Raw genomic sequence first — 19,591 nt, 5'->3', positions numbered from 1 at the left:
AGGTAGTTAGGTTAATGCGGGCTGTGAATATGCAACAGACAAAAAAGTGAAGAGAAACGTGAATACACAACAACTGGCGAAACTACGAACTATCGTGCCCGAGATGCGTCGCGTCCGGCACATTCACTTTGTTGGCATCGGTGGTGCCGGCATGGGTGGTATCGCTGAAGTGTTGGCTAACGAAGGTTATCAGATTAGCGGTTCAGATTTGGCACCTAACCCGGTCACTCAGCATTTGGCCTCTTTGGGCGCACAAATCTATTTCCATCACCGTCCTGAAAACGTTCTGGACGCCAGTGTGGTCGTGGTTTCAACTGCAATCTCTGCGGATAATCCAGAGATAGTTGCGGCTCGCGAGGCGCGTATTCCGGTGATCCGCCGCGCAGAAATGCTGGCAGAGTTGATGCGTTTCCGTCATGGCATTGCGGTTGCAGGCACTCACGGCAAAACCACCACCACGGCGATGGTTTCCAGTATCTATGCTGAAGCCGGTCTGGATCCAACCTTTGTTAACGGCGGGTTGGTGAAAGCGGCAGGGACCCATGCTCGTCTTGGGTCCAGCCGTTACCTGATAGCAGAAGCCGATGAAAGTGATGCGTCATTTTTGCATCTGCAACCGATGGTGGCGATTGTCACCAATATCGAAGCCGACCATATGGATACTTATCAGGGCGACTTTGAGAACTTAAAACAGACGTTTATTAACTTTTTGCATAACTTGCCATTCTATGGCCGTGCGGTGATGTGTATTGACGATCCCGTGGTGCGCGAGTTGCTACCGCGAGTAGGCCGCCACATTACCACCTACGGTTTCAGTGATGATGCCGATGTGCAGATCGCCAGCTACCGGCAGGAAGGCCCACAGGGGCACTTCACGCTCAAACGCTTGGATAAGCCATTGATGACGGTGACCTTGAATGCACCGGGTCGTCATAACGCGCTGAATGCAGCGGCGGCGGTGGCTGTGGCGACAGAAGAAGGTATTGAAGACGAAGATATTCTGCGCGCGTTGGCAGGGTTCCAGGGGACTGGTCGCCGCTTTGATTTCCTCGGCAACTTCCCGCTGGCACCGGTCAATGGCAAAGAAGGCAGTGCGATGCTGGTTGATGACTACGGCCATCATCCAACTGAAGTGGATGCCACTATTAAAGCTGCGCGCGCGGGTTGGCCGGATAAGCGCATCGTGATGGTTTTCCAGCCGCACCGTTATACCCGTACCCGTGACCTGTACGACGACTTCGCCAATGTGTTATCGCAGGTTGATGTGCTACTGATGTTGGATGTGTACGCTGCCGGTGAACCGCCGATCCCTGGGGCTGATAGCCGCTCGTTGTGCCGCACCATCCGTAATCGTGGCAAGTTAGACCCAATTTTGGTTTCAGACAGTGAAACCGTGCCTGAAATTTTGGCGCAAGTGCTGAACGGCGATGACCTGATTCTGATTCAGGGCGCAGGTAACATTGGTAAAATTGCCCGTAAATTGGCTGAGCTTAAATTGCAGCCACAGATAAAAGATGAGGAACATCATGGCTGAGAAAGTCGCGGTACTGCTGGGTGGTACCTCCGCTGAACGTGAAGTGTCATTGCTATCAGGTCAGGCGGTATTAGCGGGCTTGAGAGAAGCAGGTATCGATGCCCATGGGATTGATACCCGAGACTTCCCAGTGACTCAGCTTAAAGAACAGGGCTTCGATAAGGTCTTTATCGCTTTACATGGCCGTGGTGGTGAAGATGGCACCTTGCAAGGGGTACTGGAATTCCTGCAACTGCCTTATACCGGCAGTGGCGTGATGGCGTCAGCCCTGACGATGGACAAATTACGCACCAAATTGGTGTGGCAGGCTTCAGGTCTGCCGATTTCGCCTTATGTCGCGTTGAATCATCAACAGTTTGAAACACTTTCGTCAGAGGAATTAGCGGCGGGTGTCGCTAAGCTTGGCCTGCCATTAATTGTTAAGCCAAGCCACGAAGGCTCCAGTGTTGGCATGAGTAAGGTTGATCACGTCGATCAATTGCAGAGTGCCTTGGTTGAAGCTTTCCGTCACGACAGTGATGTGCTGATAGAGCAATGGTTGAGTGGCCCGGAATACACCGTCGCGATCCTCGGTGATGATGTTTTACCATCAATCCGTATTCAGGCCCCCGGCGTGTTCTATGATTATGAAGCCAAGTATCTGTCTGACGAAACACAATATTTTTGCCCAAGCGGTTTGAGCAATGAGTTGGAGCAACAATTGGCGACGCTGGCATTGCAGGCTTATCAGGCGCTGGGTTGCAGCGGTTGGGGCCGGGTAGATGTCATGCAAGACAGTGACGGCAGTTTTTACCTGCTTGAAGTGAACACTTCACCGGGTATGACTAGCCACAGTTTAGTGCCGATGGCAGCCCGCCAGTCAGGGTTGAGTTTCTCCCAACTGGTCGCTCGAATTTTGATGTTGGCTGACTGATATGTCGCAAGCTGCCCTGAATGCGCGTGAACGTGCGGCTGAAAACAGCGTGGCCCGACGCAGTAACGGAGGCCAACTAGCAGGTCTGATTTTCCTGCTAATGGTTCTGGGTACCATGCTCTGGGGTGGGTGGGTCGTAGTGGGGTGGATGAAAGATGCCAGCCGACTGCCACTGTCAAAACTGGTGGTGACCGGTGAGCGCCATTACACCACCAATGATGATATTCGCCAGGCAATTCTGGCATTAGGCGCACCGGGTACCTTTATGACGCAGGATGTGAACATCATCCAGCAGCAGATTGAAAGGTTGCCTTGGATTCAGCAGGCCAGTGTGCGTAAACAGTGGCCGGATGAGCTGAAAATCCATCTGGTGGAGTATGTGCCTTTTGCTCGCTGGAATGATTTGCATATGGTTGATGAGCAAGGGCGGTCATTTAGTGTGCCGTCCGAGCGGGTCGGCACACAGAAATTGCCATTACTGTATGGTCCGGAAGGCAGTGAACAGGATGTCCTGGAAGGCTACCGGGCAATAAATAAGGTGTTAGCGGCCAATAAATATCAGCTAAAGATGGTGGCGATGAGCGCCAGGCATTCTTGGCAGTTGGCCTTAGATAATGATGTTCGGCTGGAGCTGGGACGGGATGACCGGATGGGGCGTTTGCAACGTTTCATCGAGTTATATCCGATGTTGCAACAGCAGCCAGATAAACGAGTCAGTTATGTTGATTTGCGATATGAGACAGGGGCTGCAATAGGTTGGGCTCCGGTATTTATCGGCAGTCAGGGTGGTGAGCCACCAATAAATGGCCAGCAGAACAGTAATCCGCAACAGAATCAGGCACAGGCAAAACAACAATGATCAAGTCGACGGACAGAAAACTGGTAGTAGGTCTTGAGATCGGCACGGCAAAGGTCTCCGCATTGGTAGGGGAAGTTCTGCCCGATGGCATGGTCAATATTATTGGGGTCGGCAGTTGCCCATCCCGTGGCATGGATAAGGGTGGGGTTAATGATCTTGAATCGGTAGTGAAATGCGTGCAGCGCGCTATCGATCAGGCTGAGTTAATGGCGGATTGCCAAATTTCATCTGTTTATTTGGCGTTATCGGGTAAACATATCAGTTGCCAGAATGAAATAGGGATGGTTCCTATTTCAGAAGAAGAAGTAACTCAGGAAGATGTAGAGAACGTAGTGCATACCGCGAAGTCGGTGCGTGTGCGTGATGAGCATCGTATCCTGCACGTTATTCCACAGGAATATGCCATCGATTATCAGGAAGGCATCAAAAATCCTGTTGGTCTGTCTGGCGTGCGGATGCAGGCTAAAGTGCACCTGATTACCTGCCATAACGATATGGCGAAGAATATTGTTAAAGCGGTGGAACGTTGTGGTCTGAAAGTGGACCAACTGATTTTCGCCGGTTTGGCAGCAAGTTATGCAGTATTGACTGAAGATGAGCGTGAGCTGGGGGTCTGTGTCGTTGATATCGGCGGTGGCACCATGGATATGGCGGTTTATACCGGTGGCGCTTTACGGCACACCAAAGTTATCCCTTACGCCGGGAACGTGGTCACCAGCGACATAGCTTATGCTTTTGGTACGCCGCCTACAGATGCGGAAGCGATTAAAGTTCGGCACGGCTGTGCGCTCGGGTCGATAGTCAGCAAGGACGAAAGTGTAGAAGTGCCAAGTGTTGGCGGACGCCCTCCCCGTAGTCTGCAAAGACAGACACTCGCTGAGGTTATAGAACCACGCTACACCGAGTTGCTGAATTTAGTTAATGACGAGATTTTACAATTGCAGGAGCAGTTGCGTCAGCAAGGCGTGAAGCATCATCTGGCAGCCGGTATCGTGCTGACTGGCGGTGCTGCACAAATTGATGGGCTGGCTGAATGCGCACAACGGGTGTTCCATGCCCAGGTTCGTATCGGTCAACCGCTCAATATCACCGGGCTGACGGATTATGCACAGGAACCTTATTACTCCACTGCTGTTGGGTTATTGCATTACGGTAAAGAATCTCATCTCAGTGGTGAGTCAGAAGTAGAAAAACGTGCCTCAGTGGGCAATTGGTTTAAACGTATCAATAGCTGGCTGAGAAAAGAGTTTTAATGTTTCAACAAAGAGATCATGCTGAACATATTTTTTGATCTCGAAGCGACAGGCACAAAACGGAGAGAAACTATGTTTGAACCTATGGAACTAACCAATGACGCGGTGATTAAAGTCATCGGCGTCGGTGGTGGCGGTGGTAATGCCGTCGAACACATGGTGCGCGAGCGCATCGAAGGTGTTGAATTCTTCGCCGTTAATACAGACGCTCAGGCGCTACGTAAGACGGCTGTTGGCCAAACCATCCAAATTGGTAGCGGTATTACCAAAGGGTTGGGTGCTGGCGCGAACCCAGAAGTGGGTCGTAATTCAGCCGAAGAAGACCGTGAAGCTCTGCGTGCAGCTCTTGAAGGCGCGGACATGGTCTTTATCGCCGCAGGTATGGGTGGTGGTACCGGTACTGGTGCTGCTCCTGTTGTTGCCGAAGTGGCAAAAGAACTGGGTATTCTGACAGTCGCCGTGGTTACCAAGCCTTTCAACTTCGAAGGCAAGAAACGCATGGCATTTGCTGAGCAGGGTATTGCTGAGTTGTCCAAGCATGTGGACTCACTGATCACTATCCCGAATGACAAATTATTGAAAGTTCTGGGGCGTGGCATCTCTTTACTGGATGCATTCGGTGCAGCGAACGACGTATTAAAAGGTGCTGTTCAGGGGATCGCCGAATTGATTACCCGCCCAGGCCTGATGAACGTTGACTTTGCCGACGTGCGCACAGTTATGTCCGAAATGGGTTATGCCATGATGGGCTCCGGTGTGGCTTGTGGTGAAGATCGTGCAGAAGAAGCAGCAGAAATGGCTATCTCCAGCCCGTTGTTGGAAGATATCGACCTGTCTGGTGCTCGTGGTGTGTTGGTTAACATCACTGCTGGTTTCGATTTACGTTTGGATGAGTTCGAAACTGTGGGTAATACTATCCGTGCATTCGCGTCCGACAATGCCACCGTTGTTATCGGTACATCGTTAGACCCGGAAATGAACGACGAACTGCGCGTAACTGTTGTTGCGACCGGTATCGGCATGGATAAACGCCCAGAAATTACGCTGGTTACCAACAAGCAGACTCAGCCTGTGATGGACCATCGTTACCAGCAGCATGGCATGTCACCTTTACCTCAGGAAGTTAAACCTGCGGCTAAAGTGGTCAATGACCCGACTGCTCAAACCAATAAAGAGCCCGATTATTTGGATATCCCGGCATTTTTGCGTAAGCAAGCCGATTAATTTTCGAATATTTGGAATCTCCGCTCTTTGTGCTAAACTGTCCCACCGATCTTGTTATAAGCTTGGTCGGTAGGATGGATAACATTGCGAGATAAAACGATGATCAAACAAAGGACTTTAAAACGTATTGTTCAGGCGACTGGCGTCGGTTTGCACACCGGTAAGAAAGTCACGCTGACAATGCGACCCGCGCCGGCTAATACCGGGGTCATCTATCGTCGCACTGACTTGAATCCACCGGTTGATTTTCCGGCAGATGCAAAATCCGTGCGTGATACCATGCTCTGTACTTGCCTGGTCAATGAGCATGACGTGCGTATTTCTACTGTTGAGCATCTCAACGCTGCTTTGGCAGGGTTAGGGATTGATAACATTATTATTGAAGTTAACGCTCCCGAAGTGCCGATTATGGACGGTAGTGCCAGTCCATTCGTGTACTTGCTGCTGGATGCCGGTATCGAAGAGTTAAACTCTGCGAAGAAATTCCTGCGTCTGAAAGAGACTGTGCGGGTTGAAGACGGTGATAAATGGGCTGAATTGTCTCCATTCAATGGATTCCGTTTAGATTTTACCATTGATTTTAATCACCCGGCGATTGACTCAAGTACTCAGCGTTACCGTCTGGATTTCTCGGCCGATTCATTCGTCCGTCAAATCAGTCGTGCGCGTACTTTTGGTTTCATGCGTGATATCGAATATTTACAGTCCCGTGGTTTGTGCCTGGGCGGTAGTTTCGATTGTGCCATTGTGGTAGATGATTACCGCGTGCTTAATGAAGATGGCTTACGCTTTGAAGATGAGTTTGTTCGTCACAAAATGCTGGACGCGATTGGCGACCTGTTTATGTGTGGCCACAATATTATTGGCGCATTTACTGCGTTCAAATCGGGTCACGCCTTAAATAACAAGTTGTTGCAGGCTGTTTTAGCTAAGCAAGAAGCTTGGGAATTTGTGACGTTCCAAGACGAAGCCGAAATGCCACTGGCATTTAAAGCTCCGTCTACAGTATTAGCTTACTAAGTACTTTTGTACCCAAACTCATTGGCATTACAGCCAGCTAACATCGCTGTAAGTTCAAGTGTGAAGGGAAAAGCTACTTATCACTTTTGGTTGCGTTGGCACTCTCTCCGGCCAACGCAGCCAATCGTTCCAATATTATCCTAAGTTTTTCAGGGCTACGGCTCGCTAATCCTCTTAATTCCTTAGCACTTTCCAGACTTAAATGACGTAATGGCGGCGATTTTTCAGGATCTTGCGCCGATTTTGCCACATCTTGCGTAATGTTATGGCCCTTGGCCATTAACGACGGATTAATCCTGATGTCGATTGAAGACAATGATGGTAGAATTTGTGCTCGTAGTGCAGAGAGCAGAGCGGGTTGTTCATAACGTAAGCGCATTAACCAGCTAGCGTTCGCAGTCTCTAGCACTAAAACACTCTGTCGATAGTTAGCGACACGGCACCACGGCTGCATTTGTGAAGGGAGCAATCCTTTTACCGCACGGTTAAGTTTTAACAGTGCAGTAGCGCGTTGTTGTACGTTATGTAGCGGTCCGTTTTCTGCTGCAATGGCATCATCGAACAGAACATCTAATAATTGTGGGCGGTTTTCACGCATTGACAAGGCTCCGGCGGATTTTAAACTTGTGATCGGTATTCTAAATCGTTGGCGACAATTTGGTAGACGTTATTTCTGGCCGCATCTCTTGTTAGGGATGGTAGCGGCGAGTCTTGGCGTGCCATCAAACCTGTCTGGCGTTCCAGATCAAACTGCAATACCGAATACATCATCAAGCCAAAGCCGTCAGAATTACGGTGTGACAAACTTTAACAGTTTGGCATTGTTGCATGATATGCATCGCCGTCCTTCATTCAGCGTAGACTACTGGCAACAGCATGCACTGCGCACGGTTATTCGTCACCTCTCATTTGCGTTGGCACCTCAGGTCGCTTATGCGCGGGTGCAAGAAGTTACAGCAGTCGAGCAAGCTCAGCCATCACAAATTCAGCAGCTTGCACTGTTGGATACCCTCAATGCGCTGTTGACACATGAGTTTAAGCCACCGGCTATCATTCGTTACACCGAGCAAGTTAAGCGGCCTGTTCTTTCGTTACACAAACCTGGACTCTGGCTTGCACAAGTGCAAGGCATCCGTGCCGGGCCTCCTATCCTATACCTTAAATAATTCGAGTTGCAGGAAGGCGGCAAGCGAGAGACAAATAGGTCCGGAACCGATTTGAACAGCATTTATGCTAGCCCGTAGGGTGAACCTCATTAATCTCGATGAGCTTACATAAGTAAGTGATTCGGGTGATTGAATGTAGCCAACGCACATGCAGCTTGAAGTATGACGGGTATAAGCTAATTATTCTCTTGGTTTACCTCAATTTTATACAACCTTTGGCCGCCGGTTTGGTGGTCTTGTAAGAGATATTAAGAATCATGCTAATCAAATTATTAACCAAAGTCTTTGGCAGCCGTAACGATCGTACTCTGCGCCGTATGCGCAAAGTGGTTGATCAAATCAGCCGTATGGAACCAGAAATTGAAAAACTGACCGATGCTGAGTTGCGTGCCAAAACAGATGAATTCCGCGAGCGTCTGGCAAAAGGCGCGGTGCTGGAAACCTTGATCCCTGAAGCTTTTGCGGTTGTTCGTGAATCAAGTAAACGCGTGTTTGGTATGCGTCACTTCGACGTGCAGTTGCTCGGCGGTATGGTATTGAATGAGCGTTGCATCGCAGAAATGCGTACCGGTGAAGGTAAAACGCTGACTGCAACGCTGCCAGCTTACCTGAATGCGTTGAGTGGCCGTGGTGTTCACGTGGTTACCGTCAATGACTATTTGGCTCAACGTGACGCCGAAAATAACCGCCCATTGTTCGAGTTCCTCGGTCTAAGCGTCGGTATCAACTTGCCGAATATGACAGCACCAGCCAAGCGTGCCGCTTATGCTGCTGACATCACTTATGGTACTAACAACGAATACGGTTTTGACTATCTGCGCGATAACATGGCTTTCAGCCCGGAAGAGCGTGTGCAGCGTAAATTGCACTATGCGCTGGTGGATGAGGTTGACTCCATCTTGATCGATGAGGCCCGTACCCCGCTGATTATCTCTGGTCCGGCGGAAGACAGTTCCGAGATGTATATTCGGGTTAACAAACTTATTCCAAAACTGATTCGTCAGGAAAAAGAAGACTCGGACACCTTCCAGGGTGAAGGCCACTTCTCGGTCGATGAAAAATCACGTCAGGTTCACTTAACTGAACGTGGCCTGATTCTGATTGAACAAATGTTAGTGGAAGCGGGCATCATGGAAGAAGGCGAGTCGCTGTACTCTCCAACCAACATTATGCTGATGCATCACGTCACGGCCGCGCTGCGCGCCCATGTGCTGTTTGCCCGTGATGTTGACTACATTGTGAAAGATGGTGAAGTTATCATCGTCGACGAACACACCGGCCGTACCATGCAAGGGCGCCGTTGGTCAGATGGCTTGCATCAGGCTGTTGAAGCAAAAGAAGGTGTGGAAATCCAGAACGAAAACCAAACACTGGCTTCCATTACCTTCCAGAACTATTTCCGTCTTTATGAAAAACTGGCCGGGATGACCGGTACGGCGGATACCGAAGCGTTTGAATTTAGCTCAATCTACAAGCTCGATACCATTGTTGTACCCACTAACCGCCCAATGATTCGTAAGGATTTAGCTGATTTGGTCTATATGACTGAACAGGAAAAAATTGGTGCGATTATCGAAGATATCCGTGAGCGTACTGCGAACGGTCAGCCAGTATTGGTTGGTACTATCTCGATTGAGAAATCTGAAGTGGTATCTGCCGAATTGACCAAAGCGGGCATTGAGCACAAAGTTCTGAACGCCAAGTTCCATGCCATGGAAGCAGAGATAGTCTCTCAGGCGGGTCAACCAGGTGCGGTAACTATCGCTACCAACATGGCTGGTCGTGGTACCGATATCGTGTTGGGGGGGAGCTGGCAGAGTGAGATTGCTTTGCTGGAAGATCCGACCGAAGATCAAATTGCCGCCATTAAGGCCGCCTGGCAGATTCGCCATGATGCCGTGCTGGCATCTGGTGGTTTACACATTATTGGTACCGAGCGTCATGAGTCACGCCGTATTGATAACCAGTTACGTGGTCGTGCGGGCCGTCAGGGTGATGCCGGTTCTTCACGCTTCTACTTATCAATGGAAGATGCCTTGATGCGTATTTTTGCCTCTGACCGTGTGTCTGGCATGATGCGTAAATTGGGTATGAAACCGGGCGAAGCCATTGAACATCCATGGGTGACGAAGGCCATTGCTAACGCACAGCGTAAAGTTGAAAGTCGTAACTTCGATATTCGTAAGCAATTGCTTGAATATGATGATGTCGCCAGTGATCAGCGTCGTGCCATCTATAGCCAGCGTAATGAACTGCTGGACGTATCTGATGTTAGCGAAACCATTAACAGCATTCGTGAAGATGTATTCAAAACAGTTATCGACAGCTACATTCCTACCCAGTCACTGGAAGAAATGTGGGATGTTGAAGGCCTTGAACTGCGCCTGAAAAATGATTTCGACTTGGATATGCCAATTGCACAATGGTTGCAAGATGAGCCACAACTGCATGAAGAAACGTTACGTGAGCGTATTCTTCAACAAGCAATTGAGGTGTATCACCGCAAAGAAGAAGTTGTTGGCATCGATATGATGCGTAACTTCGAAAAAGGCGTGATGCTACAAACGCTCGACTCCTTGTGGAAAGAACACTTGGCTGCAATGGATTATCTGCGTCAGGGGATCCATCTACGTGGTTATGCGCAAAAAGATCCTAAACAGGAATATAAGCGTGAATCTTTCGCCATGTTCGCTGCCATGTTGGAATCACTAAAATATGAAGTGATCAGTGTGCTGAGCAAAGTACAAGTGCGGATGCCAGAAGAGGTAGAAGCGCTGGAAGTACAACGTCGTGAAGAAGCCGAGCGTTTGGCGAAACAGCAGCAACTAAGCCATCAGTCTGACAACAGTGCCTTGATGTCAAAGGATGAAGTCAATGTAGCCGCTAGCCTTGAGCGTAAAGTGGGTCGTAATGATCCGTGCCCATGTGGTTCAGGCAAAAAATACAAACAGTGTCACGGCAGCCTACAGTAATACTTAAGGCCATTGGTAATACTGAAAATGAGGGCGGCTTAAAAACCGCCCTTTATTTTGTCATTCTTTTTAGGACAGATACCAAGAGGCCATATAACTTACTGTTTATGCTCTGATCAGGAGAAAGAGAATTGAAACATTTACAGATAGCGGTAGGGATTATCCGCAACGCCCAGCAGGAGATTTTTATTACTCAGCGCGCTGCTGATTCTCATATGGCAGGTTTTTGGGAGTTTCCCGGTGGTAAGGTTGAGCAGGGTGAAACAGCGGAACTTGCTTTAAAACGTGAGCTGTCAGAAGAAGTAGGGATCGTGGTACAAGAGGCTGTGTTACTCAACGTCTTGGAGCATACTTTTACCGACCGTATCGTGACATTAAGTTTCTATATGGTTGAAACGTGGGATGGTGAACCCTTTGGCCGCGAAGGGCAACCCATTCGCTGGGTTAGGCAATCCGAATTGGTTGCCGAGGAGTTTCCGCCAGCGAATGCCGCAATCATTGCATTACTCACCCGATAACTCCGTGTTGCGCTTAATAAAATTTTAATTAATATAATGGGAAGGGAGCAAAATAGGATTGCTCCCCAATGATATGCGCATCAATGCGTTGGGGGTTCTTCCTCACTCCATTCATCACTGTCAGATAACTCGCCATGGCTTGAAATACGCTTTTCTTCGTCAGCCCACTCGCCTAGGTCGATCAGTTGACAGCGTTTGCAGCAGAAAGGGCGATATGGGCTTTGCTCTCCCCAGATAACGATTTTCCCACAGGTAGGGCAGTTAACTTCGATTTCTTCTAAGTCCATATTCTCTCCTTAAAAACCAACTGATTGATTGCCACATCAGCAGCAGGCTAATTCAAACGATAAACGGGCCGGAACGGTACCATTTTCACTGTCGAGCGGTAAAAAGCGAATAGCATACCGTGTTTTATGACCAGAAATTTGTGGGTATAGTTGTGGGTCTAATGGCAAGCGCAGCCGGAGTAGGTCAGCACCTTCGGCATTATCTTGAAAGAATCCATTCAAGCTGATTTGTGCCCGTAACGGACCCGACTGGCGAATTAAATCTAAAATGATGGTCAGAGACTGATTGAGTGGCGCTAAGCTTACCAGCAATTTATCAATATGTTGGTCACGCTGCTCCTGTGGTTGATGTAGCCAGGTATGTAACGTGGGTAAATCAAAGCTACAGTAGCCACCGGGAATACTAAGACGTTGGCGAACGACAGCGATTAAGCGGTCTTCTTTTAATGATTGCCCGATACGTGGCGCGGACATTAATACTGTGGCATGGCTTTTTAGTTTACTGCGCAAGGAGTCCACTCGCGACATATCCACACCGGGTATATCGGCCCATTGCTGTAACTTCTGTTGTTGGCGCTCAAGCTCTTTGAGCAAATCAGTGCGGACTTCGCCGCGATCCAAAACTTCAATCAAATCGCATGCGGCGCGAAAAAACGTTAATGCAGTGGCAATATTATCTAACGAACGTTGGCTTTCTAATTGTTGTAATAAAAATTCTATTCTCAGCCAGGTACGCATTTTTTCATTCAGCGGATGTTCAAAAAGTATTGTTGAGGTGAGGTCACTCATTGGTGTAGATCCTGTTGGGCCGCGGCTGCCAATATTAAATACTGTTGGTGTAATGAAGCAACTTGCGAGGCGATAATGGATGGATCGCCGCTATTGTCAATAATATCATCGGCACAGGCTAGCCGTTGTTGCCGCGAAACCTGTGACGCTAAAATATGTTCTGCCTGTTGGCGGGTAATACCATCTCTTGCCATCGTGCGCGTGAGTTGTATTTCAGGTGCTACATCTACCACTAACACACGATTAGCACGGTGCTGTAAACCATTTTCAAGCAACAAAGGAACAATCCAAAGTGCATATGGTTTATCAATATTCGCTAATTGGTGCTCAGTTTCTTGCTGAATAAGTGGATGCAACAGTGAATTTAACCATGCTTTTTCCTGCGGCTCACTGAAAATTTTTGCGCGTAATGCACTTCGGTTTAATGAACCATCTGCTTGCAAAATAGTTTCGCCATAGCGGGATGCGATAGCTGCCAATGCTGGCATACCCAGTTCAACAACCTGGCGAGCGATAATGTCAGCATCAACAAGGGGCACCCCAAAATCGGCGAATGCATCTGCTACGGTACTTTTGCCGCTGCCAATCCCGCCGGTGAGAGCCACAATATAGGTCATTGCCTAGCCTTGTATACTGTCAGTGAGTGGTCGAATTGTATCTGAAAGCAGGTGGGAAGAGATAGTAAGGTATGCATTCTGTTTGAGCTACGTGGAAAAATAAGTGAAGTGAACGCGCAGATAAAAGAGTAGTTGCTATTCTCCAAGTAATTTGTGGGATTATAGCGTAAATAAAGGTGGATTCGCAGTCTTGCCGTAGAATTATTCATGCGTATGATAGCTTCACTGGGATGGCGTGATTTACGCCCGATCACTTTTTGCGATCTATCGCCACTAACCAGGAAATAATAAGCCATGCGTATTGAAGAAGGTTTGAAATTAGGTTTTAAAGATGTGTTAATCCGCCCTAAACGTTCCACACTGAAAAGCCGCTCTGAAGTAGAGCTCGAGCGCCAGTTTACCTTCAAACATTCAGGTTGGAATTGGTCTGGTGTACCTATCATCGCTGCTAATATGGATACTGTTGGCACCTTCCGCATGGCTGAAGTTTTGGCATCATTTGATGTGCTTACCGCAGTTCATAAGCACTACACGGTTGAACAATGGGCTGAATTTGTAAAACGGGTTCCTGAATCTGTATTGCGTCATGTCATGGTGTCGACAGGGACTTCCTCTGCCGATTTCGACAAAATGAAGCAAATTCTGGCATTATCACCGGCACTGAAATTCATCTGTATCGATGTAGCTAATGGCTACTCTGAGCATTTTGTTTCCTTCCTGCAAAAAGCTCGCGAAGCCTGCCCGGACAAAGTGATTTGTGCTGGCAATGTGGTGACTGGTGAGATGGTAGAAGAGCTTATCCTTTCTGGTGCAGATATTGTTAAAGTGGGTATTGGTCCAGGTTCTGTTTGTACCACGCGAGTTAAGACCGGTGTTGGTTATCCACAGCTATCTGCTGTGATCGAGTGTGCCGATGCTGCTCACGGTTTGGGTGGACAGATTGTCAGTGATGGCGGCTGCTCTGCACCGGGCGATGTGGCTAAAGCTTTCGGTGGTGGTGCTGATTTCGTGATGCTGGGTGGCATGCTAGCAGGGCACGATGAGTGTGAAGGCCGCGTGGTGGAAGAAAATGGCGAGAAATTCATGCTGTTCTACGGTATGAGTTCAGAGTCTGCTATGAAACGCCACGTAGGCGGAGTCGCTGAATATCGCGCCGCAGAAGGTAAAACAGTTAAACTGCCATTACGCGGTTCCGTTGATAACACGGTGCGCGACATTATGGGTGGCTTGCGTTCTGCTTGTACCTACGTGGGTGCTTCGCATTTAAAAGAACTGACCAAGCGCACCACCTTTATCCGAGTTGCAGAGCAAGAAAACCGCGTTTTTGGCAGTAACTGATTACGGATGGAAACAGGGCGTTATTTAACGCCCTGTTTCGACCTCCCTTTCCCCACGATACTTCGCCCTTAATACCCGTATTACCCAATAACATCCCCTAGTTGAAATATCGGTAAATACATTGCGATCACTAGAACCCCGACGATGCTGCCAATAATCAACATCAACAGTGGTTCCAACATTTGTGTGAGATTATCGGCTAAATCCTGTGTTTTTTGCCGATGCCAACCTGCTAGTTTTTCTAATAACACATCCAACGCGCCAGATTCTTCCCCCACCCGAACCATTTGTTGGCATAGCGGCGGGAATAGATGATGTTGTGCAAGAGCGATATGCAGAGGCTCACCTTGGCTGATCTGTTGTTGAATATGTTTTAATGCTTGCTGATAGGTACAGTTATTGATGGAAAGGAGTGCGGCATCCAATCCGGCAGTTAGCGGTAATCCGGCATGTTGAGTGATAGCTAATGTTTGAAAAATTTGGCTAAGGCAACTTCCTCGGATTAATGTGGAGATGAGTGGGAGACGTAATAACAGTGTTTGCTCCCATTGTTGCACGTGCGCCTGACGCCGCCGCGCATAAAGGTATCCTATACATATTGATGTTAATAACACCGCAATATATGGCCCGTAAGTAGTAAGAAATACTGACATCAGCAGCAGCGTGGCAGTCAGTGTGGGTAATGGTGTATCAAATGATTGATAGATTTGTGCAAATTCAGGCAGCACCATGACCAGCATAACGAGGCTAACAACCATCGCGATAACGCAGACAAATATTGGATATTTGAGTGCCTTAATTACTTTCTTTTGTAATTTTTGTTGCCGTTCTTGGTGCTGTACCAACTGAATACAGCACTGTTCAAGGTTACCTGTCAGCTCCCCCATTGCAATCACTGGGGGGTATAATCGGGGGAACGTGTGTGGGTAACTCGCCATCGCTTCAGATAGTGATTGGCCCTGTGAAACCAGTTGGCTTATGTCCTGCAATAAGCAGCGCCACGGTAATGCATCTATCTCTTTCGCTAGCAGTTGCAGGCTATTAACCAAAGGCAGTCCGGCTTGCAGTAGTGTCGCCAATTGGCGAGTAACAGCCACCAGGTGCTCACCTTGCCAATAACTCATTGATAATCGCTTACCACCCTTAACGTTTAATGGTTGTAACCCTTGGCGGAACATTTGTTCATAAACAATATTTCGCTCTGTTGCCAATTGTGCTCCAGTCTGTAACTGTCCTGTAGTATCAATGGCTTTCCAGTAAAATAAACGTTGATGACTCACAGGATTGCCTCGAATTCTTTCAGAGTTCCCACAACACGATTAATTTCACTAAGCGTAGTAACACCGCTTTCAACTAATGCCAAACCAGCAGAAAGTAATGTTACTTGTTCTTGCTCTTGTGCAATCTGAGTGAGCTTTGCCGGGCTGACATTGTTGAGCAAAGCTTGCTGGATTGGCGGGGTGACACTTAACATTTCGTAAATACCTGTGCGACCATAGTAACCTGCGCAACAGTGTTCACAGCCCACGGCGAGATAATGTTGCAATGGACTCGCCCAAACACCTGCCGGAACCTGAAAAAGAGTGGGAGATGCCTGGCGACAGTGCAGGCAGAGCCTGCGAACCAGTCGTTGGGCGATAACTAACGTCAGGCTCGATGCAATTAAGTGACGTTCTATTCCCATTTGTGTCAGGCGTATTAGGGTTTCAGATGTTGAGTTGGTATGCAGTGTTGAAAGTACCAGATGCCCCGTTAATGCGGCCTTAACCGCTATCTCGGCAGTTTCATTGTCGCGAATCTCGCCGAGCATAATCACATCAGGATCCTGGCGTAGCATCGCGCGTAATACGCAAGAGAAATCCAATCCAATTCTATTGTTAGTCTGAGTCTGATTTATGCCATCAACCTGGATCTCTATAGGATCTTCAACACTACAGATGTTTCTTTGCGGTTGATTGAGTTGGTCTAAACTGCAATAGAGCGTCACAGTTTTTCCACTTCCGGTAGGCCCAGTCACCAGAACTAAACCTTGCGGAGCAGATAATGCGCGCGTGAGTTGTTGGTGGGCCATGGTTGTCAGACCCAGACTGGCCAGCGTTGGTTGTTGATGAATATTCAGTATACGCAGTACCACTTTTTCACCGAACTGTACGGGGAGGGTGGCTATTCTTATGGAGTAGCGGGTGCCATTTAACACTAAAGCTAGCTGGCCATCCTGCGGTAACCGTTTTTCCGCGATATTCAATTTAGCCATAACTTTTAGGCAACTGCTGATACGGCTGGTTAATTCAGTTGTTGGAGGTGGGGATTCGTGTAAAACACCATCAATTCTTAAACGAATACGATAATGATGCTGATAAGGTTCAAAATGGATATCTGAGGAACGTTTCTGAATCGCCAATCTGAGTGTTTGCGTTATAAATTGAATAACGGGAATATCACTTTCATTATCCAGCAACGTCTCATCTAAATCCTGTTGTGGCAGAGAAGCTGAGCCTCCTCCTTGTCGTTTCCTCTCTTGTCGCGATACGCCTTGGCTATTTTCGGTAGATTCTACTTCTAGGTTTAGGTGCTCTTTTGCTGATGGCTCAAGGTTTAATAACTGTTCAATCTTAGCCTCAGGCCAGTATTCTACGGTAATTTTACGACCACAGGTAAAACGCAGAGCAGTTAATAATTCGTCATTCACTGGTTTGGATGACGCTATAGCGAGGTTTTTGCCATCGAGTTTTAAGGCTATTGCCCTATAACGACGACAGAGTTTGTGTAATTCAGCGCTGATTCGCTCGGGTTGGTGTGCCATGAATTCAGTCATTGGATTAGGCCTTATCATTGAAACGGAACACGGTCTTACAGCTATCAGCAAGGTTGTTATCTACGGTGGTACATGTTCTGGTCCAGACAATATTTCCACTACTACTAAGTGTGGGGGTCATCGAGAGAGTCAGGTCAGCAAGGGTATGTTGACCCGTAAGTGTAATCACACCTTGATCAATGGTTGTTGCACTGACATAACGCGATGGTTGCCCAGCCGGTACGCCGTTATTGCCCGCATTACAGCTATCGAACTTGGCATGCTCCAGAGCACAAAGTTCTACCGCCATTTTGTAGGGCACGATGGCTTGTAACATATCGGTGAGGGCTGCTTTTTGGATATAGCGCTGATAGGAAGGAATACCAATACCGCTAAGTACAGCAATGATGGCGATGGCAACCATTAATTCAATTAAGGTAAAACCCTGTTGCTTATTCATTTGTCACTCTCCTTGTGTGTGAGAAAACAAGGGAAGGGTGCAACTTTTTAATTGATGGCAACAGGGGCATTACATTGATTTGCGAAGCAGGCTGTCGAATATTTAGGTTGTTACAGTGAAGTCACAGATAACTTCGGCGATGCTCGCAAAAACAGAATTAGAGTCTGCTAATGGCTATCATCGGCCGAAGATAATTTGGTAGGCTTATTTAAATCGCATGGACAGGTCTAAAGCTGTCACGTGTTTTGTTAGTGCACCGACTGAGATGAAATCAATACCGGTTTCGGCATAGCTTCGCAGTGTTTCTAGCGTAACGTTGCCAGAAACTTCCAGTTGAGCACTCTCTTGGGTCTTAGCCAACTCATTACGCATGTGCACAGCATCACGCATCATTGGAATGGTAAAATTATCCAACATAATGATATCGGCACCAGCGGTTAATGCTTGTTGCAATTCATCAAGGGATTCAACTTCAACTTCGACGGGAACATCGGAATGAATCCAAAATGCTTTAGCAACAGCTTCTTTGATAGAGCCAGCAGCAATAATGTGATTTTCCTTGATAAGGAAAGCATCAGATAAGCCGAGTCGATGATTATTACCGCCACCGCAGAGGACGGCATATTTTAAGGCGGTACGCAGCCCTGGCAAGGTTTTCCTGGTATCGAGTAATTGTGTATGCAACCCAGAGAGCTCCGCCACATAACGGCTGACCTCGGTAGCGACACCGGATAAGGTTTGCAAGAAATTAAGTGCGGTGCGTTCACCGGTAAGTAGGATACGGGCAGGGCCAGTCAGATGGCAAAGTGTCTGATTAGCTATCAACTTGTCTCCATCGTTGACTAACCATTCAACTGTCACTTGGGCGCCAAGTTGAATAAACACTTCATTTAGCCAGCGCTGACCACAAAAGATACCAGCTTCGCGCGTAATAATCGTGGCATTAGCCTGTTTATCTGCTGGGAGTAATTGTGCGGTGAGGTCGCGATCTGCATTGACCTCACCACCCAGGTCTTCGCTCAAAGCTTGGGCAACAGTGAAAGGGATATCACATTGAATTCGTTCCAATAGCTCGGCACGGCGGCTGTCGGCATTATAGCTGCGGGTCGGCATATAAAACTCCGAAATGGCGGATAGATAATAGTTCAAACATGCTACTCTGTTGCTGGCTGAAGTGCCATAAAAGAGCCAGTTGAAGTGTACTATTAGGGGGCTTAGATAAACAATGCAGTTAGAAAATGGCTGGATTTTAGGGGTTAAACGGGTCGTTTCTCCCCATTTTGATCAACGGCCAGAATGCGAGGTACCTTCGCTGCTGGTAATTCATAATATCAGTTTGCCCCCTGGTGAATTTGGTGGCCCATATATCGATCAGCTTTTCACTGGCACACTAAATGCCGATGAACATCCTTATTTTGCTGATATTGTTCACTTGCGAGTTTCAGCCCACTGTCTGATTCGTCGTAATGGTGAAATTATTCAATATGTTCCGTTTGATCAACGCGCTTGGCATGCTGGAGTCTCAAGCTTTGGCGGGCGTGAGCGGTGTAACGATTTTTCTATTGGGATCGAGCTGGAAGGAACGGATGTGTTACCGTTTACGCCCGCACAATATCGGAGTTTGAATGAGATAAGTGTGCTGTTATTTGCTCATTATCCGATAACTGTTGATCGGGTGACGGGCCATAGTGACATTGCGCCACAACGTAAAACCGACCCTGGCCCCGCTTTTGATTGGGCTTTGTATCAGCAGAGTTTAGTGAAGTTAACATCGCCATCGTGATGCTGGTGATTCAGTCTTCACCACAGGTTTGTTGTCGAGCAGCTCAGCTGCTTGTTGCCTGGTT

Annotated in this window: 19 protein-coding genes; 11 read left to right on the top strand and 8 right to left on the bottom strand. The window is 48.0% G+C overall.

The window, feature by feature from the left end:
- The first annotated feature begins 58 nt into the window (after positions 1–58).
- From murC to lpxC, 6 genes are all read left to right on the top strand, one after another.
- Entirely contained in the window at positions 59–1,534 is a 1,476-nt protein-coding gene (gene murC / locus V2A84_RS15375; RefSeq protein WP_083160521.1) for a UDP-N-acetylmuramate--L-alanine ligase, read from the top strand.
- Positions 1,527–2,447, top strand: coding sequence for a D-alanine--D-alanine ligase (locus V2A84_RS15370; protein ID WP_083160519.1), 921 nt, complete (start codon positions 1,527–1,529; stop codon positions 2,445–2,447). The genes murC and V2A84_RS15370 overlap by 8 nt, the downstream gene beginning before the upstream one ends.
- 1 nt (position 2,448) lies before the next feature.
- Complete coding sequence (ftsQ, locus tag V2A84_RS15365; RefSeq protein WP_083160517.1) at positions 2,449–3,306, top strand: cell division protein FtsQ; 858 nt, start codon at positions 2,449–2,451, stop codon at positions 3,304–3,306.
- The gene (ftsA, locus tag V2A84_RS15360) at positions 3,303–4,559 is read left to right on the top strand and encodes a cell division protein FtsA (RefSeq protein ID WP_002210431.1); all 1,257 of its coding nucleotides are present in this window, start codon (positions 3,303–3,305) and stop codon (positions 4,557–4,559) included. The genes ftsQ and ftsA overlap by 4 nt, the downstream gene beginning before the upstream one ends.
- Before the next feature lie 72 nt (positions 4,560–4,631).
- A complete protein-coding gene (gene ftsZ, locus V2A84_RS15355; RefSeq protein WP_004389003.1) occupies positions 4,632–5,783 on the top strand; it encodes a cell division protein FtsZ in 1,152 nt (383 codons plus the stop codon).
- 99 nt (positions 5,784–5,882) lie between these two features.
- On the top strand, positions 5,883–6,803 hold the full coding sequence (gene lpxC, locus V2A84_RS15350) for a UDP-3-O-acyl-N-acetylglucosamine deacetylase (protein WP_005181431.1): 921 nt from the start codon (positions 5,883–5,885) through the stop codon (positions 6,801–6,803).
- A 73-nt stretch (positions 6,804–6,876) separates the two neighbouring features.
- Here the strand turns inward: lpxC and V2A84_RS15345 are convergent, their stop codons facing one another.
- Complete coding sequence (locus V2A84_RS15345) at positions 6,877–7,401, bottom strand: DUF721 domain-containing protein (protein WP_193784725.1); 525 nt, start codon at positions 7,399–7,401, stop codon at positions 6,877–6,879.
- Between the two features lie 28 nt (positions 7,402–7,429).
- On the opposite strand from V2A84_RS15345, the gene secM reads away from it, so the two are divergent.
- The 3 genes from secM (at position 7,430) to mutT (ending at position 11,459) form a co-directional block, all read left to right on the top strand.
- Positions 7,430–7,969, top strand: coding sequence for a secA translation cis-regulator SecM (secM, locus tag V2A84_RS15340; RefSeq protein WP_083160513.1), 540 nt, complete (start codon positions 7,430–7,432; stop codon positions 7,967–7,969).
- A 257-nt stretch (positions 7,970–8,226) separates the two neighbouring features.
- Entirely contained in the window at positions 8,227–10,941 is a 2,715-nt protein-coding gene (gene secA / locus V2A84_RS15335; RefSeq protein ID WP_083160511.1) for a preprotein translocase subunit SecA, read from the top strand.
- Positions 10,942–11,072: 131 nt separating this feature from the next.
- Complete coding sequence (gene mutT, locus V2A84_RS15330) at positions 11,073–11,459, top strand: 8-oxo-dGTP diphosphatase MutT (RefSeq protein ID WP_083160508.1); 387 nt, start codon at positions 11,073–11,075, stop codon at positions 11,457–11,459.
- A gap of 80 nt (positions 11,460–11,539) precedes the next feature.
- Here mutT and yacG read toward each other — a convergent pair whose 3' ends face one another.
- Genes yacG through coaE form a run of 3 tightly spaced genes read right to left on the bottom strand, consistent with a single transcriptional unit; the run spans position 11,540 to position 13,152 of the window.
- Positions 11,540–11,746 carry a DNA gyrase inhibitor YacG gene (yacG, locus tag V2A84_RS15325; protein ID WP_050086102.1) on the bottom strand — a complete coding sequence of 69 codons (207 nt, stop codon included), beginning with the start codon at positions 11,744–11,746 and terminating at the stop codon, positions 11,540–11,542.
- A gap of 36 nt (positions 11,747–11,782) precedes the next feature.
- Positions 11,783–12,535: a cell division protein ZapD gene (gene zapD, locus V2A84_RS15320; RefSeq protein ID WP_083160506.1), complete on the bottom strand. Its 753-nt coding sequence runs from the start codon at positions 12,533–12,535 to the stop codon at positions 11,783–11,785.
- Positions 12,532–13,152 (bottom strand): dephospho-CoA kinase, encoded by a 621-nt coding sequence (coaE, locus tag V2A84_RS15315; RefSeq protein WP_083160504.1) that lies wholly within the window; start codon positions 13,150–13,152, stop codon positions 12,532–12,534. Before coaE ends, zapD begins: the two co-directional genes overlap by 4 nt.
- Before the next feature lie 294 nt (positions 13,153–13,446).
- Here coaE and V2A84_RS15310 point away from each other — a divergent pair, with 294 nt between their 5' ends.
- On the top strand, positions 13,447–14,490 hold the full coding sequence (locus V2A84_RS15310) for a GMP reductase (protein WP_083160502.1): 1,044 nt from the start codon (positions 13,447–13,449) through the stop codon (positions 14,488–14,490).
- 80 nt (positions 14,491–14,570) lie between these two features.
- Here the strand turns inward: V2A84_RS15310 and hofC are convergent, their stop codons facing one another.
- From hofC to nadC, 4 genes are all read right to left on the bottom strand, one after another.
- Positions 14,571–15,770: a protein transport protein HofC gene (gene hofC, locus V2A84_RS15305; protein ID WP_083160500.1), complete on the bottom strand. Its 1,200-nt coding sequence runs from the start codon at positions 15,768–15,770 to the stop codon at positions 14,571–14,573.
- On the bottom strand, positions 15,767–17,305 hold the full coding sequence (gene gspE, locus V2A84_RS15300) for a type II secretion system protein GspE (RefSeq protein WP_193784724.1): 1,539 nt from the start codon (positions 17,303–17,305) through the stop codon (positions 15,767–15,769). Before gspE ends, hofC begins: the two co-directional genes overlap by 4 nt.
- Positions 17,306–17,309: 4 nt before the next feature.
- A complete protein-coding gene (ppdD, locus tag V2A84_RS15295; protein WP_083160498.1) occupies positions 17,310–17,744 on the bottom strand; it encodes a prepilin peptidase-dependent pilin in 435 nt (144 codons plus the stop codon).
- A gap of 204 nt (positions 17,745–17,948) precedes the next feature.
- Positions 17,949–18,857 (bottom strand): carboxylating nicotinate-nucleotide diphosphorylase, encoded by a 909-nt coding sequence (gene nadC / locus V2A84_RS15290; protein WP_083160496.1) that lies wholly within the window; start codon positions 18,855–18,857, stop codon positions 17,949–17,951.
- A gap of 112 nt (positions 18,858–18,969) precedes the next feature.
- Here nadC and ampD point away from each other — a divergent pair, with 112 nt between their 5' ends.
- Entirely contained in the window at positions 18,970–19,527 is a 558-nt protein-coding gene (gene ampD, locus V2A84_RS15285) for a 1,6-anhydro-N-acetylmuramyl-L-alanine amidase AmpD (protein WP_083160494.1), read from the top strand.
- Positions 19,528–19,591 lie beyond the last annotated feature (64 nt).

It is taken from the genome of Yersinia sp. 2553 StPb PI (assembly GCF_052217105.1).
Lineage (GTDB): Bacteria > Pseudomonadota > Gammaproteobacteria > Enterobacterales > Enterobacteriaceae > Yersinia > Yersinia enterocolitica_E.
Note: the sequence above shows the minus strand (reverse complement) of the source record. Positions and strands in the feature narration are given on the sequence as shown.

Excerpts from the sequence above, each read along its gene's own strand:
- V2A84_RS15370 (WP_083160519.1), top strand. The coding sequence starts at position 1,527 with ATGGCTGAGAAAGTCGCGGTACTGCTGGGTGGTACCTCCGCTGAACGT.
- ftsQ (WP_083160517.1), top strand. The coding sequence starts at position 2,449 with ATGTCGCAAGCTGCCCTGAATGCGCGTGAACGTGCGGCTGAAAACAGC.
- ftsA (WP_002210431.1), top strand. The coding sequence starts at position 3,303 with ATGATCAAGTCGACGGACAGAAAACTGGTAGTAGGTCTTGAGATCGGC.
- ftsZ (WP_004389003.1), top strand. The coding sequence starts at position 4,632 with ATGTTTGAACCTATGGAACTAACCAATGACGCGGTGATTAAAGTCATC.
- lpxC (WP_005181431.1), top strand. The coding sequence starts at position 5,883 with ATGATCAAACAAAGGACTTTAAAACGTATTGTTCAGGCGACTGGCGTC.
- V2A84_RS15345 (WP_193784725.1), bottom strand. The coding sequence starts at position 7,401 with ATGCGTGAAAACCGCCCACAATTATTAGATGTTCTGTTCGATGATGCC.
- secA (WP_083160511.1), top strand. The coding sequence starts at position 8,227 with ATGCTAATCAAATTATTAACCAAAGTCTTTGGCAGCCGTAACGATCGT.
- yacG (WP_050086102.1), bottom strand. The coding sequence starts at position 11,746 with ATGGACTTAGAAGAAATCGAAGTTAACTGCCCTACCTGTGGGAAAATC.
- zapD (WP_083160506.1), bottom strand. The coding sequence starts at position 12,535 with ATGAGTGACCTCACCTCAACAATACTTTTTGAACATCCGCTGAATGAA.
- coaE (WP_083160504.1), bottom strand. The coding sequence starts at position 13,152 with ATGACCTATATTGTGGCTCTCACCGGCGGGATTGGCAGCGGCAAAAGT.
- V2A84_RS15310 (WP_083160502.1), top strand. The coding sequence starts at position 13,447 with ATGCGTATTGAAGAAGGTTTGAAATTAGGTTTTAAAGATGTGTTAATC.
- gspE (WP_193784724.1), bottom strand. The coding sequence starts at position 17,305 with ATGACTGAATTCATGGCACACCAACCCGAGCGAATCAGCGCTGAATTA.
- ppdD (WP_083160498.1), bottom strand. The coding sequence starts at position 17,744 with ATGAATAAGCAACAGGGTTTTACCTTAATTGAATTAATGGTTGCCATC.
- nadC (WP_083160496.1), bottom strand. The coding sequence starts at position 18,857 with ATGCCGACCCGCAGCTATAATGCCGACAGCCGCCGTGCCGAGCTATTG.
- ampD (WP_083160494.1), top strand. The coding sequence starts at position 18,970 with ATGCAGTTAGAAAATGGCTGGATTTTAGGGGTTAAACGGGTCGTTTCT.